Genomic DNA, 15,908 nt, shown 5'->3' on the forward strand with positions numbered 1-15,908 from the left:
AATCACCTCACATCTTGGCGGAAGCACCGACCTTGACACGCGGGTCGAGGAATCCGTAGACCATGTCGGCGAGGACGACTCCCGCAAGGTAGAGCACCGTGAAGAAGTACGTCAGACCTATGAGGAGGTTGGTTTCGTTCTGCTGGAGGGCGACCCAGTAGAGCCTGCCCATTCCCGGGTAGTTGAAGACGAGCTCACTGATGATGGCACCGCCGAGCGAACCGAGGAGGGCGAAGATGATCATGGTAACTATCGGCGGGGCGGCGGCGCGGAGGGCGTGGCCGTAGATGATCTTGTGCTCAGGGACACCCTTGGCCCTAGCCGCCATGATGAAGTCCTCCTGGAGGGTGCCTATCATGATGTTCCTGGTCGTCCAGGCCCAGCCGCCGAAGACAACGAAGACGTAGGTTAAGACCGGAAGGGCGAGCTTGTAGATAACGTCCTTAACGTGCTCCCAGCCGGTGAGCTGCGGGTCAAACATCGAGCTGAGCGGGAACCAGCCGAGCTTGAAGGCGAAGATCAGAAGGAACATCATTCCGGTCCACCACATCGGCAGACTGTAGGTAATAAGGGCGAATATGGAGAGACCCCTGTCGAAGGCGCTACCGGCGTGCCTGGCGGCTCTGACTCCAAGGAAGATACCCAGGATGATAACTATTATCGTCGCGGTCGTGAAGAGCAGGATGCTCCTCGGAACGGCAACCTTGATGATGTCGGAGACGTTGTTGGTTCCAAAGATGGGCGTGGTGGTGGTTCCAAAATCAAGCCTCAGCGTACGTATGGCCTTGTTGTAGACCTTCTGCCAGTACGGGAGGTTGAGCTCGTACTTTTCCCTGAGGAACTGTTCATGCTCGGCCTTCGCCTTCTCATAGGCGTCCTGACCCTGTGTTCTCAGGATATTCTGACCTGTGGTCCTGTCCCATTGCATCATTTCATCGTTCATCTTTGCCAGGTTGCTCTGTTCCGCAACCTTAACAAAGAGTGCCGAGATAATAAATGTCACAATCAGCAGAACAAGGATGGCGTTCAGAATTCTAAACACCAGGTACTTTAGATACCCCATTTTTTCACCCCCACGTAGGTTGCTCGTGTTTAATGTATCTTTTTCAACATTGTAAAACTGACTTTATATATCTTACTGCATAGATGTGCACATTTTCATAGAAGTACACTATGGAACCTGGAAAGAACCATCAAAAACGCGGGTAAAATTCAAAAAATAGGGGAAAGAACGAAACTACTTCACTTCTTCTTGGTGAAGTACCAGGCGGCCGCGGCGATGACGATTATCACCAGGCCAACGACGACGTAGGTGGTGTTGCCGCCTCCGCTTGGAGTCTCGGTCGATGTGGTCTCGGTCGGTGAGCTGGTGGTGGTCGGACCGGTCTCGGTGGTGGTCGTGGTGCTGGTTATGTCGTCCCAGGTGAGGCCGGAGACCTTAAGGATGACCTTGGCGAGATCATCGACGTGCTGCTTGGTGAGGAGGTCGAGCTGGAGGAGTCCCTCACCGCTGCTGCTGAAGGAGTACTTGCTGCTGGCGTCGTAGGCGTCGCCGTTGGCGACGAGCTCACCCATGGCCCAGTACATCTCCCACGGCATGCTCGGGTAGAGGATGTAGTTGCCAGCGGTGACGTCGTCGGCGAACGGGTGGACGTAGTTGCCGTAGACAACGTAGCCGCTGTCGGTGAACTGGAAGCCGAGGAAGGTCTGGTAGGTGGCGGCGGTGTCACTCAGGGCGCTGTCGTAGTACGGGTCGTCCGGGGTGTCCTTGTAAGCCCAGGTGTAGTAGAAGGCGATGTAGTTCTTGATGTCATCAACGGTCATCTTAACGCCGTTCTGCCACTCACCCATGTCACAGGTGACGGTGACCTTGACCTTAGCGGTCTCGCCGGCGTGGGCGGCAATCCAGCCCTGGGTCTGGTTGTAGATAACCGCGTCGTCCGGAACGGTGAACTCGCCCCTCTCGAGGGTCCACTTGCACCTGTACGGAACGTAGATACCGTCGAAGTTGATCTCGCCACCCCTATCGCGGATAAGGTTCCAGAGCCTGGTGCTGTAAACGTCGGTGATACCGCCGACCGGGTTGATGGCACTCATGAAGAGGGCACCGGTTGAGGCGAACTGGGCGACCTTGAGGTGCTTGTCCGGGGTCTTGGCGCTCATTATGCTCCACCTGCTGGCGATACCAACGCTGTCGTCACTAATGATGTCGGTGACCCTCTGCTTGTTAACCGGGTAGAACTCCCAGTTCTCAACGAGGAAGATCCTGACGCTGTCCATGATACCCATGGTGATACCTATCTTCTGGAGGTCCCAGTACTGGTCGGCGCTGTTGAGGACGATGGTGGTGTTGGTGGCCGGGTCGGTGTACTGGGTCATGAGGAGGAGGTAACCGATCTCCTTGTTGGTCCACTTGAGTATCGGGCCGAGGCTCTCCTCGCTGGTGTAGTACTTGGTCTCGAGCTTCTGGAGGCCAGCGGTAACGCTGCCATCGCCTATGAACTTGAGGGCGTCCTCGACGGTGACGTCAGGCTGGTGCCTCGGGTCGTTGAAGTTCGGGTAGTAGCCGAGCGGGGAGTACCAGTAGTAAATCTGCCAGTCGGGGTACATGCTTCCGAGACCACCGGCACCCCAACCACCGGTGTAGAGGTTCCACTCGTAGGTGCTGATCGGCTTCCTGAAGACTATCTCACTGGCCTTCTGCCTGTCGAGGAGCATCCTGTCAACCTTGAATCCGACCTTCTTCTCGAGGAGGTCCGAGATGTACAGACCGATGTCCTTCCTCTCGTCCTCGGTACGGATGACGAACTTAACCTCAACCGGCTGGCCGTCGAAGTACCAGAAGCCGTCATCCTTCTTCTCGAGGGTGTGGCCGGCGGCGGCGACCTGCTGGGCGGCCTCCTGCATGGCGTCGCTTATCATCTTGAGGGCGAGGTCCTCGTTACCGTCGGCGGTGAGGTGGAGTGCATCGTAAACCGGGGTGAAGTACTTGGCGGCCGGGTCGCTCGGGGTGATACCGCTGAGGGCCGGGGCACCGCTACCCTGGTAGATGTTCTGGATGATGTAGTTCCTGCTGATGAGCCAGTTCATGGCGAACCTAACTTCCCTGATGGCGAACGGGTTGAAGTAAACGTTGTCACCAACGGTGACGATCGGGGCGTCCTGGTCGGGGTCCTTGTACGGGTTGATGCTCAGCTCGACGGAGGAGCTGGCGCTCTTGTAGAGGTTGAGGTTGGCGAGAACATCGCTTCCAAGACCCTGGTACTTGTTGGCACCGAAGGCGAAGAGACCAATGTCGAACTCACCCTTGGCGACCTGGAGAATTATGGTCTCCTCGTTCTGGACACCCTGGTACTCGATAACGTCGGCATAACCATCCTTCGGGAGCTTGGGATCATCATTGAAAACGTTCCTCTTTCCATTAAACTTCTCAAGTTTGAGGTAAAGGTTCTCGGGAGAGTACATCGAGAGGATGTACGGACCGTTGCTGATGACAAAGTGACCGTACTTGAGGTACCACTGGAGGTCTGCCTTAAAGCGGGCCTTGGCCTCGTCGCTGTTCAGCGGTATGTCCTTCGGGGTATAGTCCGCCGCGCTAACCGGGTGGATGGCAAACAAACTAAACAACATCAAGCCCATAATAAACAATCCCAAAGCCTTCTTCATACTCCACTGCCTCCTTCACTTTTTGGCAATATTGCCATATGTGGTGTATAATGGCATGAGGATATACATTGAAAGCCTATTTAAGGGTTACGTTCTTGTAAAAGTAACGCCGGTGAAAACAAGAGGACATGGAGCCAATCAGCCTCAATACAGCTATTACACGGCCTCGCGCCAATTGTGCCATCGCACACCCACGTACTACCCCTAAAAAACATCAAATCAGACAAAATTTCTAAAGAAGATCACACAAACGTGGAGAAAGCCCAAAAAATCGTTAGCCGCCTTTTTGAAGGACACCCCATCCCAGAGAGAGGCAAAAAACTTAAAATGCCAAAGCATCCACCCCCAAGCGGGCACTATGTACGACCTAGTTCTGAAAGGGAAGTTCCTGACGGGTGGGAAACTGATAGAAGGAAGTATAGGGGTTTCTGACGGCAAGATTCTGCGCGTCTCAACGGGCGAGCTGAAGGGAGAAGAAACCATTCAAATTGGTCGTGGAAAGGTCATACTCCCGGGCTTGATAGACGTACACGTCCACCTAAGGGATTTTGACCAAAGAAAAAAAGAAACTGTCGAAACTGGCACGATGGCGGCGGTTCACGGGGGAATAACCACGGTCTTCGACATGCCCAACACCCAGCCGCCCGTCTTGGACGTTAAGACGTTTGAACGGAGGAAAGCACTGTTTGAGAGGACCGCATACGCTGACTACGCCCTGAGCTTTCTGATAAGAAACAACTGCGGGGATGCTGTGAAGGCCGGTGCGGACTTCTACAAAATCTTCATGGGGGCCTCAACGGGGGGAGTCTTTTCAGAGGATTTTGAAGGGGATTACTCCTGCGCCCCTGGGATCGTAAGCGTCCACGCGGAGGACACCGAAATTATCGCCCAAAATCCTGAAAGACCGCCGGAAGCCGAAATCAGAGCAATAAAAAGGGCATTGAACGCGGCGGAAAAGCTGAGGAAGCCCCTCAACATCTGCCACGTATCGACTGCCGATGGAATTTGGGCGATACTGCAGAGAAACCTTCCGTGGGTAAGCTTCGAGGTTACTCCCCACCATCTCTTTCTGACGAGAAAGGACTTCGAGGGGAACCCGCTCCTCAAGGTTTATCCTCCGCTGAGGGATGAAAAACATAGGAGGGCGCTCTGGGAGAACTTTTCCCGCATTCCACTCATAGCCAGTGACCACGCACCCCACACGCCGGAGGACAAGGAATCGGGGGCGGCCGGGATACCCGGACTGGAAACCGAGGTGGCCCTTCTTCTGGACGCGGTGAACAGGGGGATGCTCGAGCTTTCCGACATCGTTGAGAAGATGCACACAAATCCAGTTAAGATATTTGGAATAATGAACAAGGGTCTCGAAGTTGGCAAAGATGCCGACTTCACCGTGGTGGATCTCAAGAGGGAGTGGACGGTTAAACCGGATGACTTCTACACGAAGGCAAAATGGAGCCCGTGGGAAGGCAGAAAACTGAAAGGGAAGGTAGTGATAACCCTTCTCAGGGGAAGGATCGTTATGGAGGAGGATGAAATCCTAGAAAAGCCCCAGGGGGTTAGGATAAATGCTGGAAAGGGTAGCGCTTAGGGAAGTTTGGGACGTCGTCAGGGACGTCAAGGCATTCCGCTTCGATAAAAAGCTCGAATTCAATGCAGGACAGTTCATAATGACATGGCTCCCGGGAGTTGGGGAAAAGCCCTTCAGCCTGGCCTGGAACGACACGATAGTCGTCAAAAGGGTCGGTCCCTTCACCTCCAGGCTCTTCGAGCTGGGGGAGGGGGATTACCTCTGGATCAGGGGACCGTACGGCAGGGGCTTCGAACCAAAGGGGGAGAATGTCGCCCTCCTCGGCGGCGGCATAGGGATTCCACCACTCTACGCCTTCGCAAAACAGCACCGGCGCAGATTTGAGAGGATAACACTCCTCTACGGGGCAAGAAGCAGAGAGGAGCTGGCACTGATGGACATCGAGAACTACGTGGACGAAGTGGTAATCACGACCGATGACGGCTCGGCCGGAAGAAAGGGCTTTCCCACGGAGGTTCTCGCCGAGAGAAAGGGAGAGTTTGACCAAGTCTACGCCTGCGGCCCGGAGCCGATGCTGAGGGCAGCACTCAGGGTCATGAACTACAGGAACATCCAGATTTCCGCGGAGAGATACATGAAGTGCGGAATCGGCGTCTGTGGCTCCTGCAACCTCGGGAAGTACCTCGTCTGCAGGGACGGTCCAGTTTTCAATGGCCTCCAGATGAGGGGACTGCTCTGACCAGTGAGCTTTTTAAACCCCTTTTCTCAGCTCCGGCCGGTGAGAGAATGAAGAAGATGAGCTGGGAAGAGTTCGCGAGAAGCATGGGTGTGGAGCCCCAAATCCTTGAGAACAAAGAGGCGAGACTGTTAAAGAAGTTCGTGATGGATTTAAAGTTCCCCACTCACTGTCAGGGCTGTCAGGGACTGGATTTGAGCAACCCCAATCCCGTTCACCACCCCAGCTACGAGTTAACACCCGCGTGCAATCACGACTGTATCTTCTGCTACTCCAATGTTGCCGTAAAGCTCAGGAAGGCGCCCAAACCCGGCTACTACGGCTGGAACAGGCCGTACGCAATAACTGTGTCACAGTATGGAGAGCCCCTCATGAGCCCGCGCATAGTCGAGGTCAACAGAATGCTCAGGGAAAGGTTTCCGGAGGCGAGGCTCGACCTTCAGACCAACGGCTCCCTGCTGACGGAAGAACTGTGGAGTAAACTCGACTTCGACCTGGTCATGATAAGCCTTGATGCGGCAAGCAGGGAGAAGCATTTGATGATAACCAACGCCGACACCTTTGAAAACGTCGTGAATGCGCTTAGAATAGTCGGCTCAGATAAAAGCGTCCGCTCGATCGTCAGGACGATATTCATGCCGGGCATTAACGACGAGGATATACCAAAGATAGCGGAACTCGCCGCCTCGCTTGGTGTGGACGAGATGATGCTCCAGCCACTCACGATTCACGAGCTGAACGTTGAGAGGCTTAAAAAAGCAGGACTGGATTTTGAGAGGGCGGAGAGCATAAGGGAATATCTGAAAACGGCGATGGAGGCGAAGAAGTACATAGACGTCCGTATAAGCGGCTGCCAGCTGGCGATATACAGAACCATGGATCCGCTGACGCTCTTCAGTGCGAGGCGCGTTGCCAGGGACGTCGCCCCGATAGTAAAGAGGAAGCGGGCGGAGATAGAGGAAACCTGCGACGGAGCGTTCAGACTCAGCGTCGAAGGGCTAAGCCTAGAAGAGCTCGCCTCAACTCTGAGTGCCCTCAGGATTGGATACACGATGAAAAACGGCACCCTCAGGTTTAAGGATGGCAACGCGGAAGTTGTGGTCTTCAAAAACGGGAAGGTGCTGATAAAGGGCGTTGGAGAGGAGAAAGCGAGGGAGATTTACAGTAGATACTTCTAATAGCCCACATCAATCCCTACCCCTCTAAAAGGGAAGCGTTAAATATTTCCTCGCCCACTTTTTATAGCTGGGGATGGTTATGATACGCGAGATGCTGGCCTTCATATTTCTGACGGCGTTTCTCTTCATCAACCTATCCCTGATGCTGATGCGGGCCTTCGGAAGCCTGACGGGAATGGCCTGGAGGAAGGTTCTCCGCCTCGAGATTCCAGAGAACGAGAAGAAGGGCATCGAGAGGATTTACACGCTGGTGTGGATAGCCGTTGGAACCTGGGCGTTCTGGGAGCTCTGGGGGGCCAGCTGGAGCGCGGCACTCTTTGCCTTCCTCGCCTTCAGGAGCGGGGCCAACATAACCAGGACTCTAATCTACGGCCTCCACGACCAAAGAATCATAGAGGAGTACACCGAGGACAGCACGGTTCTGGGAATAATCGGAATGGCGACCAAGCTGTCAATACTGCTCGAAACTATCTTCGTCGTCGCCTTTGCCCTCGCCTACAAGGCGTTCTCGGTAACGCTCACCCCCAACGGGATGAGCGCAAACACGTTCATCCTCTCCATCTGGCTCTCCGGATTGGCCTTCGGTCTGCTCTTCGGCTGGTTCATCGCCAGAAACAACCGTGGGATACTGCTGAGGAACGCCATAGCTACGGTGGGCTTTTTCGTCACCCGGAAGGGCAAGAAAAAGACGGACGAGACCGTGAAGAAGGCGAAGGAAACCACGGAGAAGCTCAAGTCCAAGGTGCCAAAACTGCCCAGATAAAGCTTTTAAGAGCTTTCCCTTCCCTTCCAATCATGATCAAGTGCTCAATCTGCATCCACGACGAGAGGACGGCAAAGATAGACGTCATCGACGGGAAGTTCGTGTGCAGGGAGTGCCAGGTCTACATGAAGCACCCGGTAGACGCGGAGAAAATAAGAGGGAAACTTAAGGAGCTCATGAAGAGCGTGGATCGGGCCATCGTCGCCTACTCGGGCGGAAAGGACAGTACCGTGGCCCTCTATCTGGCAAAGGAGGTCTACAAGGTTCCCGAGCTCGAGGCGGTTATGATAGACCACGGGCTGATGGCAAGGGAGGCCATAGAGAACGCGGAAAGAACCGCCAAAGCGCTGGGCGTTCCGTTCAAGGTGCTCCGCTATGACTACTCCGACATCTTCCGCGAGGCCCTTTTGAAGGCCGAATCTCCCTGCAGACGCTGCTCCAAGAGAACGATGGAGAAGCTGAGGAAGTACGCGCTCAAAAACGGCTATAAGTACATCATCACCGGCCACGAGCTTCCATTTGGCCACCACCCGTATAGGCTCATGAGCGGTGGGGTAACCCAGATAAGACTCCTCTCCATGATGACCGAGAGGGAGAGGCTTGAAATCCTGGAGAGGCTCCCCTTCGAGTTCCCCGAGCTGCCTGGCTACACCACCAACTGCCTCGTCCTCGGTCCGGCCCTGGAGCGCTACTGGGAGAAGCACGGCCACAGCTTTGAGCACCGCAGAATAGCCGCCCTGGTTCGCTACGGCCTCATGAACCGGGAGAAGGCAGAGAGGGAAACCTCAAAGCCAACGGTATCCGAGGAACAGAAAAGATTTGTCTACCAGAAACTGGGACTGGATACACTCATCCAGGAGTGATACTTTAATTTCCGGGAAACCGTTGATCCATATTTTCTTCTTCTACCAGGTTAAAATTACTTGAGTTCGTAAATGTTTTAAAGAGTACACCGATGTCATTCCGGGTGGGATCATGACTAAAGTCAGGGGCGTTACCCATGTAATCATCAGGAACCTTCTCATTCTGCTCCTCGCCCTTCTCGTCGTTGGAACCGTTATAGCCGGCGGAGAACTGCGCATCGAACGGAACGACCTTGGCAGAGTTTACAAGTTCTACCAGAAAGACGGTGAAGTGGGCCTCGTAGACGCCATCAGCGGCTACTTCTCGGCCACGTGGAAGTTCCTGAGGGACCCACCGGAAGTAATGGGGACCAGTTTAAATGCCTTTGTGATCAAGAGCTTCGCCCTCCTTGTACTGACGGAGATCTTCCTCCTGGCATTCGGGCTTTTCCTCGGACTGAGGGCGGGCTACTACAGGGGGTGGGCCGATAAAGTCGTCTCGGTGCTCGCGCCAACGTTCTCGGCCATGCCCTCCTGGTTCATAGGCGTGGTGTTCCTGTTCCTCTTCTACTGGAAGCTCTCCCTGTTCCCCATCAACTTTGAGGACACCATAAACTGGGCCGAGGTACACGGGACGCTCTCAACGGGCACCTACCTGAAGGCCCTCGCACTGCCGGTGCTAACGCTCGTCTTCTCGAGCCTGTGGGAGTACGCCTTCAACGTCAGGAACATGATAGTGAACGAGCGCAGCAGTGACCACGTGCTCTACGACGTCGCGAGGGGACTGCCCGAGGGAAGGATAATGCGCAAGCTCCTCAGAACCGCTTTACCGGCGTTCCTGACATTCACGACGTACAACTTCCTGGAGATACTGACGGGGATGATGCTCATCGAGGTCATATTCAACATACACGGCCTCGGCTACCTGATGGCGATTTCCTTCGGCCTGACACGCATCGGGGACGGCTACGGCTTTGCCTACGCGCCGGAGATACTGTTCTTCGCAACGGCGGTTATGATGCTGTTCTACTTCATCAACGCCGTTGTCATGGAGGGTCTGTACCTCTACCTTGACCCGCGCTCAGGGGGGAGGGAACAATGAGAACCAGCGGACTCAAGCTGGGAGTGGCCATCATAGTGATATACACCATCGCAGCGTTCATGGCGCCGTACTTCGTGAACGAGGAGAAGATAGAGAACTGGTACAACGGCCTCTACTGGAAGGACAATCCCCGACTGGCCCCGCCTTCGTGGGTGAACCTCCTCGGAAAGAGCCTCCCCCCAACGGAGGAACTCTCTCCCATCAAAAACCAACCCGGCCTGCAGGTCTTTGAGTACGACTTCAGGTACTCAACGCCTCCACAGAACATAATCGTCAAGTTCAACCGAACCGAGGGAAGGCAGGTTGCCGTAACTGTGACGACACCATCAGGCGAGAACTACCTGTTTCACCCGGGAACCTCGGTGGATGAGATCTCACTCGCCTACCAGTGGCAGGTGCTGATGGAGATAGCCAACGACAGGGGTGTGGAGTTCAGAATGGAGGACACCGCCTTCAGGAGGGGTCTGAGGCCGCTGTTCTTCGTGAACCGGAGCGGAGAGGTCGTTCCGGAGCACGGGGTTTACACGATAACCGTTGAGGGAGCAATCAACTCGACGGTCAAAATAGTAGGAGCCACCTACGGCATCCTGGGAACCGACACCTACGGCAGGGACGTCGGGGCGGCTTTCCTGTGGGGGGCGAGGCAGACGGTGCTCCTGGTCTACCTCACGGCGGTCGTGGCGGTTGCCCTTGGGACGCTCGCCGGCCTCGCCGCGTCCCTAAGAGGACAGGCAGGAACCGCGGTGGACTCCATCTCAAAGCTCTCGACGATAATTCCTGTTATACCACTCATGATAGCCCTCATACCCCTAACCGGGAGCGTGTCCTACAACGCCAGGATAACGATACCGGTATGGGCCTTCGTACCGGCGCTGGCATTTCTGCTCTTCGGGAAGATAGCGAGAAACGTGGGAGCGATAGTCAGGACAGAGCTCAACAAGGAGTACGTGGCCGCGGCCGAAAGTCTGGGCGCCGACAGGAGGTGGGTGCTGAGGAGGCACATACTGCGAATAGTGGGACCCTACTCGATCTACCAGCTCTCGCTCTTCGCACCCAAGGTGATCGCGCTGGTATCCATACTGGGCTTCTTCAGGGTCGCACCGGGATTCAACTGGGGAACAATGCTGGGAATGGTGCTGAGCCAGAACGCGATATACAGCATGGCTTGGTGGATGATACTGCCCATCGGCATGGCCCTTGTCGTGTTCGCCCTCGCCTTCGTCCTGATAAACCGCGAGCTGGAGGAGAGGTTCCTGTCGAGGGGGTAGAAATCGAGGGCTGTTCTTTAAATGGTGAAGTGTAAAGTTTGGCATTTTTTGTCTTGCGTAATTTTTAAATATTTTTGTGGTGGATTTTGTAGTGGTGGCAGTCCTCGGTATGTGGGGTTGTTAAGCCTGAATGAGGACTGCTAAAAGCATTGAAGATGTGGGGAGTTCCCGTTCCCCCCGAAGGCCAGCCAATGAAGATGGGAGGCTGGAAGGTTAGCCGCAACGAGATTTACGAACTTTACGCAAATCACGGCTAACCAGAACGGAAAGCTTCCCCCTCAATTTTTCAAGGGCCAGCTCCAGAACCTCCTCCGGCTTGGCTCTGAAACCTCCGCCCCTGGCTAGAACATCGCTGCCGCCCCCGCCGCCACCAGCCTCAGATAGAACCTCCCTGAGCAGTTCGTTCATCGAGATTCCCGCAACGTTTTTGTTTTTGGCAAAAACCGCGTAGTTCTCCCCGACCACCAGGGCCACGGTGTTCGGATTCTTGTCCACGAGGTACACCACGAAGGCCTGGGCGTCCTTCATGGGGGCGTCCTCAACGTACGAGACTACCCTAATCCCGCCGATTTCCCTGGCTTCTTCCAGGAGCGCCCTGGCCTTCCACCTCCAAAGCTCCCTCCTAAGGCTGTCCTTCTCCTCCTCGAGCCTTTCCAGCTCGACCTTAAGCTCCCCCACGCGCTCGACCAGCGGGCGGTTCTTGTTGGGCATCTCGTCCAGGGCCCTCCAGTAATCTTCAAGAAGCCTGTTCAGGTGTTTTAGAGCCCTGTTCCCGCAGACGAACTCGATGCGCCAGAGGTTCCGGGACTTCTTATAGAAACGAAGCACCTTTATGAGGCCAATCTCGGAGGTGTTTTCCACGTGCGTTCCTCCGCAGGGGGTTCTGTCAATGTCCCCAATAGTGACTATCCGAACCCTGTCCGTCACCTTGCTCACGTGCTTCCTCAGGGTCTCCGCTATATCATCCGGCAGGTACTTGAACTCATCAACCGTGACCGGAATTCCCTCCGAGATTATCCCGTTTGCTTCTATTTCAGCAGCAGTTACCATCCCCCAGTCGAGTTCACCGTTCACCTCAATCTTGTTGTAGTTCTCGAATATCTGAAAGCCGGTCGTGTCGAGGTTGTAAAGCCTCTTGAGAACAGCCGAGAGAATGTGCTGGCCGGTGTGGTTCTTCATGTTCTCGTATCTCCACTCCCAGTCCAGTCTGAGCCGTACCTCCTCACCCTCCCGGGGAAGCCTTCCCGTGAGGGTTCCCTCATGCCAGATTTCCCTCCGCTCTTTAACCCTCGTAACCTCCACAACAAAGCCGTCCCCCTCTATGAGTCCCCGATCGGAGGGCTGACCGCCGCCTTCGGGGTAGAAAATCGTTCTGTCCAGAAGAACCTCCACGAGACCGTTGCCCAAATCCTTAACCTCAACGACCTTAGCGGTGGTCTCCCTAACATATGGATCCAAATAGTAAAGCTTTTCTGTCATAACCAGCACCTCACGATTCACCCAATTCCTCCTGCTCCTTCGCATACTCACTAACCATCATCCGAAGGAGGGAAGCAAGTTCTTTGTTGTACTTGTCCTGCATCTCCGCAAACTTCCTCAAGGCCAGGGCTATCCCTTTGAGCCGTCTGATATCGTTGACTATTTCCTCCTGCTCCCTGGAAATCTCATCGAGAACGGAGCTGATCTCCACCATAGTCTCGATGTCCCTGCCGAGTATTTCGGTTCCCTCCCGGATTCTATCCATGACGGCCAGGGCATCCCTGAGGGTTTCGAGCTGGCCCATAACGCGGGTGTTGAAGTCTTTAATCTCCTTAGCAAGGTTCATCGTTTGAACCGCCATCTTCCGAATTTCATCGGCGACGACGGCGAAGCCCCTACCCGCTTCACCAGCGCGGGCAGCTTCTATCGATGCATTGAGAGCAACGAGGTTCGTTTGCTTGGCGACACCCGCTATCGAGTCACTTATCCTCGAAACGTACTCAAGGTTCTCAACCAGGGTATTGAACTCTCTGGCAAAGACCTCAAAGCGCTGGAAGAAAGGCAGAAACTCCTCCTGAAACCTTTCAAGTTCCTTCATCACTTGGGATAGCTTCTCGATGTTCTCAATTATCACCATGTTGTTGTCTATAAACTGACCGCTTATTTCCTCCGCCAGCTCGTTTATGATTTTGCTGGACTCCCGGCTGGACGTCTTTATACGGACGGACTGGGCCAGCGCGCTCGATGCCTTCTCGATGCTTCTGACGTTCATGGTACCACCTCAGCGGTAGAGGTCAACACCGCATTTGAGGTTTCTCAGGAAGTCGTAAAAGCGTGGTATGAACTTCTTCGGTATAATCGCCCCATGCTGTGGCAGTATTGCCTCGACGTCAAGGTAGCTGACGCGATCGAGCCAGGCTTTTATGGCCCTGCTCGTCGGCATCAGCCTCTCGTGGACTGGTTTCATCGCCTGTATATGCCGCTCCATGCTCTCAACAACGATGTATGGATCATCGAGAATTGCTATGCCTATGTCCCCGCTAAAGAGGAACTTGCTCCTCCTGTCGTATATGGTAAAGTGGCCCGGACTGTGGAGGAAGTGAGCGGGAATGAACTCGAGGGTCGTTGCACCAAAGGCCATCGACTCACCCTCGTCGGGCAGTTCGTGTGTAACGGCCCTAGCATCCTCAAAGCCAAAGTGGGGCAGGAACCTCGTCCAGAGCCAGTGGGTTATTATCCGCGCGTTGCTGACCTCCCTCCAGAGGGGAAGGCTTCCCGCAACATCGGGGTCTTGGTGACAGATGTAAACGTACTCGATGTCCCTCGGGTCTATGTACTTGGAAGCGTTGGCAAGAACCTTCGAAAAAATCTTGTACCCTCCAGGGTCTATGAGGATCCCCTTCCCTCTGCTGACTATGAGATAGCTGTTGACATCAACGTCTTCTCCGCCTTCCTGGGTTCCAAGATAGACGACGAGGTGCTCATCATCACGGTAGAGAACGTGGTCCTTCCTTGGATCAAGCCCGGGTTCTATAAAGTACTCTCCCATCCCCACCACCGGAAGAGAGCTACGAAGAGGTAATATTTAAGCGATTTGCCTACACAGCTACCTACATAAACGAATGGGATAAAAAAGCATCAGAAGCCCTCTGCCTGGGTCCTGGCCTCTATCAAAGCTTTGACCCTCTTGAGCCGGAAGAAGTTCTCGCGCTCCATCTCGTCGAGGCGCTGCTTGATGAACTTCACCGTGGCCTCCATGCGGGGGATTATGATGTACTCGAGGGCATTAACGCGCCTCTTTGTGACCTCAATCTCCCTCGCGAGCCTCTTGAGTGTCTCCTCAACCTCGGCGAGGCGGACGGCCAGATCGAGAACTTCCTCGAACTTCTCGGCGGCGAGGTCGACCTTGGTCGAGCTGGAGACGAAGGCGTAGCCGCGCTCCTCGGTGCTCCTCTTGAAGGACTCCGCCTCTATGAGGGGAACCGGGACGCCCATAACGTTCCTCCGCTTTATCTCGACCTCCCTGTTGGGCTCGACGCTGAGGCTTATCTCCTTGAGACGGAGCATTCCCATGTCTATCTCCGCCGCCTGAAGGGCTCTGAAGGCCTCGTCCATTTTCCTCCCAAGCTCCTCCCTGAGCTGGAGCGCCTCATCGTATATCGTGAAGAACTCCATGATGAGCGCATCCTGCTTGTCCTTGAGGAGCTTGTGGCCCTTCTTGGCCAGCTTAATGCGCCTCTTGAGGTTCAGGAGCTCCATACGGGTGGGCTTGACGTTGAGCAGCTCTGCCATCTCGACCACCTAAGGGTTGAAGGGAGGTCAGGCCTCCCTCTTTCTGTATTTGGGGTGGTACTTGAGGATGTACTCCTTCCTGACACGCTTGAGTTCGCTCTCCGGAAGCTCGGCAAGGAGCTCCCAGCCGAGGTCGAGGGTCTCCTCGATGCTCCTGTCCTCGTCGTAGCGCTGGGCGACGAACTCCTTCTCGAAGCGCTCGGCGAACTTGAGGTACTTCCTGTCGGTCTCGCTGAGGGCCTCTTCACCAACGACGGCGACGAGGTCCCTGAGCGACCTTCCTTCAGCGTAGGCCGCGTAGAGCTGCTGGCTGAGCTGCGGGTGGTCGTCCCTGGTCATGCCCTTACCGATACCGTCCTTCATCAGACGGCTGAGGGAGGGGAGCACGTCAATGGGGGGATAGATACCCTTCCTGTGGAGGTCCCTGCTGAGGACTATCTGGCCCTCGGTGATGTATCCGGTCAGGTCGGGAATCGGGTGGGTTATGTCGTCGTCCGGCATCGTCAGGATGGGCACCTGGGTGATGGAACCCTTCCTGCCCCTGACACGACCGGCACGCTCGTAGATGGTGGCCAGGTCGGTGTACATGTAACCCGGATAACCGCGCCTGCCCGGAACCTCTTCTCTAGCTGCGGAAATCTCACGCAGGGCCTCGGCGTAGTTGGTCATGTCCGTGAGGATGACGAGCACCTGCATGTCGTAGTCGAAGGCGAGGTATTCAGCAACCGTGAGGGCCATACGCGGGGTGATGATACGCTCGATGGCCGGGTCGTCGGCGAGGTTGAGGAACAGGACTGCCCTCTCTATTGCACCGGTCTCCTCGAAGCTCTTCTTGAAGAAATTAGCTTCTTCGTAGGTGATACCCATGGCCGCGAAGACGACGGCGAACTGCTCCTCCTCACCGAGGACCTTCGCCTGTCTGGCGATCTGGGCCGCGAGCATGTTGTGCGGAAGGCCGGAGCCACTGAAGATGGGCAGCTTCTGGCCGCGGATGAGGGTGTTCATTCCGTCTATGGCAGAGACACCGGTCTGGATGAAGTCCCTCGGGTAG

General features: G+C 55.2%; 13 protein-coding genes and 1 pseudogene. 7 read left to right on the forward strand and 7 right to left on the reverse strand.

Annotated elements, in window-relative coordinates:
- Window positions 1-7: 7 nt before the first annotated feature.
- Together APY94_RS02205 and APY94_RS02210 are read right to left on the reverse strand one after the other, a co-directional pair.
- Window positions 8-1,063 carry an ABC transporter permease gene (locus APY94_RS02205; protein WP_058938087.1) on the reverse strand — a complete coding sequence of 352 codons (1,056 nt, stop codon included), beginning with the start codon at window positions 1,061-1,063 and terminating at the stop codon, window positions 8-10.
- A gap of 179 nt (window positions 1,064-1,242) precedes the next feature.
- The gene (locus tag APY94_RS02210) at window positions 1,243-3,639 is read right to left on the reverse strand and encodes an ABC transporter substrate-binding protein (RefSeq protein ID WP_245610387.1); all 2,397 of its coding nucleotides are present in this window, start codon (window positions 3,637-3,639) and stop codon (window positions 1,243-1,245) included.
- A gap of 385 nt (window positions 3,640-4,024) precedes the next feature.
- Between APY94_RS02210 and APY94_RS02215 the strand changes: the two genes are divergently transcribed.
- The 7 genes and pseudogenes from APY94_RS02215 to APY94_RS02245 all read left to right on the forward strand — a co-directional run bounded on the left by APY94_RS02215 (window position 4,025) and on the right by APY94_RS02245 (window position 11,086).
- Window positions 4,025-5,257 (forward strand): dihydroorotase, encoded by a 1,233-nt coding sequence (locus APY94_RS02215; RefSeq protein ID WP_058938089.1) that lies wholly within the window; start codon window positions 4,025-4,027, stop codon window positions 5,255-5,257.
- Window positions 5,235-5,936: a dihydroorotate dehydrogenase electron transfer subunit gene (locus APY94_RS02220; RefSeq protein WP_058938090.1), complete on the forward strand. Its 702-nt coding sequence runs from the start codon at window positions 5,235-5,237 to the stop codon at window positions 5,934-5,936. Before APY94_RS02215 ends, APY94_RS02220 begins: the two co-directional genes overlap by 23 nt.
- A gap of 47 nt (window positions 5,937-5,983) precedes the next feature.
- A pseudogene (locus tag APY94_RS02225) lies at window positions 5,984-6,880 on the forward strand (radical SAM protein); the annotation flags it as partial.
- Window positions 6,881-7,184: 304 nt separating this feature from the next.
- Window positions 7,185-7,874, forward strand: coding sequence for a hypothetical protein (locus APY94_RS02230; RefSeq protein ID WP_245610388.1), 690 nt, complete (start codon window positions 7,185-7,187; stop codon window positions 7,872-7,874).
- A gap of 32 nt (window positions 7,875-7,906) precedes the next feature.
- Window positions 7,907-8,737, forward strand: a complete 831-nt coding sequence (locus APY94_RS02235; protein WP_058938093.1) for a DUF7411 family protein — start codon at window positions 7,907-7,909, stop codon at window positions 8,735-8,737.
- Between the two features lie 112 nt (window positions 8,738-8,849).
- Entirely contained in the window at window positions 8,850-9,818 is a 969-nt protein-coding gene (locus APY94_RS02240; RefSeq protein ID WP_058938094.1) for an ABC transporter permease subunit, read from the forward strand.
- A complete protein-coding gene (locus tag APY94_RS02245) occupies window positions 9,815-11,086 on the forward strand; it encodes an ABC transporter permease (RefSeq protein ID WP_058938095.1) in 1,272 nt (423 codons plus the stop codon). Before APY94_RS02240 ends, APY94_RS02245 begins: the two co-directional genes overlap by 4 nt.
- 213 nt (window positions 11,087-11,299) lie before the next feature.
- Here the strand turns inward: APY94_RS02245 and APY94_RS02250 are convergent, their stop codons facing one another.
- The 5 genes from APY94_RS02250 to APY94_RS02270 all read right to left on the reverse strand — a co-directional run.
- Complete coding sequence (locus APY94_RS02250; RefSeq protein WP_058938100.1) at window positions 11,300-12,565, reverse strand: alanyl-tRNA editing protein; 1,266 nt, start codon at window positions 12,563-12,565, stop codon at window positions 11,300-11,302.
- A 10-nt stretch (window positions 12,566-12,575) separates the two neighbouring features.
- Window positions 12,576-13,337 carry a methyl-accepting chemotaxis protein gene (locus APY94_RS02255; protein WP_058938096.1) on the reverse strand — a complete coding sequence of 254 codons (762 nt, stop codon included), beginning with the start codon at window positions 13,335-13,337 and terminating at the stop codon, window positions 12,576-12,578.
- Window positions 13,338-13,346: 9 nt separating this feature from the next.
- The gene (locus APY94_RS02260) at window positions 13,347-14,114 is read right to left on the reverse strand and encodes an oxygen-binding di-iron domain-containing protein (protein WP_058938097.1); all 768 of its coding nucleotides are present in this window, start codon (window positions 14,112-14,114) and stop codon (window positions 13,347-13,349) included.
- Window positions 14,115-14,203: 89 nt separating this feature from the next.
- Complete coding sequence (locus APY94_RS02265) at window positions 14,204-14,857, reverse strand: V-type ATP synthase subunit D (RefSeq protein WP_058938098.1); 654 nt, start codon at window positions 14,855-14,857, stop codon at window positions 14,204-14,206.
- A gap of 27 nt (window positions 14,858-14,884) precedes the next feature.
- The coding region (locus tag APY94_RS02270) for a V-type ATP synthase subunit B (protein ID WP_058938099.1) at window positions 14,885-15,908 on the reverse strand (1,024 nt) is incomplete at its 5' end.

Origin of the sequence: Thermococcus celericrescens, assembly GCF_001484195.1 — an archaeon.
GTDB classification, from domain to species: Archaea; Methanobacteriota_B; Thermococci; order Thermococcales; family Thermococcaceae; genus Thermococcus; species Thermococcus celericrescens.

Bases quoted from the DNA above. Each gene is read 5' to 3' on its own strand.
- APY94_RS02260 (WP_058938097.1), bottom strand. From the start codon at position 14,114: ATGGGAGAGTACTTTATAGAACCCGGGCTTGATCCAAGGAAGGACCAC.
- APY94_RS02265 (WP_058938098.1), bottom strand. From the start codon at position 14,857: ATGGCAGAGCTGCTCAACGTCAAGCCCACCCGTATGGAGCTCCTGAAC.
- APY94_RS02255 (WP_058938096.1), bottom strand. From the start codon at position 13,337: ATGAACGTCAGAAGCATCGAGAAGGCATCGAGCGCGCTGGCCCAGTCC.
- APY94_RS02250 (WP_058938100.1), bottom strand. From the start codon at position 12,565: ATGACAGAAAAGCTTTACTATTTGGATCCATATGTTAGGGAGACCACC.
- APY94_RS02240 (WP_058938094.1), top strand. From the start codon at position 8,850: ATGACTAAAGTCAGGGGCGTTACCCATGTAATCATCAGGAACCTTCTC.
- APY94_RS02205 (WP_058938087.1), bottom strand. From the start codon at position 1,063: ATGGGGTATCTAAAGTACCTGGTGTTTAGAATTCTGAACGCCATCCTT.
- APY94_RS02230 (WP_245610388.1), top strand. From the start codon at position 7,185: ATGGTTATGATACGCGAGATGCTGGCCTTCATATTTCTGACGGCGTTT.
- APY94_RS02245 (WP_058938095.1), top strand. From the start codon at position 9,815: ATGAGAACCAGCGGACTCAAGCTGGGAGTGGCCATCATAGTGATATAC.
- APY94_RS02215 (WP_058938089.1), top strand. From the start codon at position 4,025: ATGTACGACCTAGTTCTGAAAGGGAAGTTCCTGACGGGTGGGAAACTG.
- APY94_RS02210 (WP_245610387.1), bottom strand. From the start codon at position 3,639: ATGGGCTTGATGTTGTTTAGTTTGTTTGCCATCCACCCGGTTAGCGCG.
- APY94_RS02220 (WP_058938090.1), top strand. From the start codon at position 5,235: ATGCTGGAAAGGGTAGCGCTTAGGGAAGTTTGGGACGTCGTCAGGGAC.
- APY94_RS02235 (WP_058938093.1), top strand. From the start codon at position 7,907: ATGATCAAGTGCTCAATCTGCATCCACGACGAGAGGACGGCAAAGATA.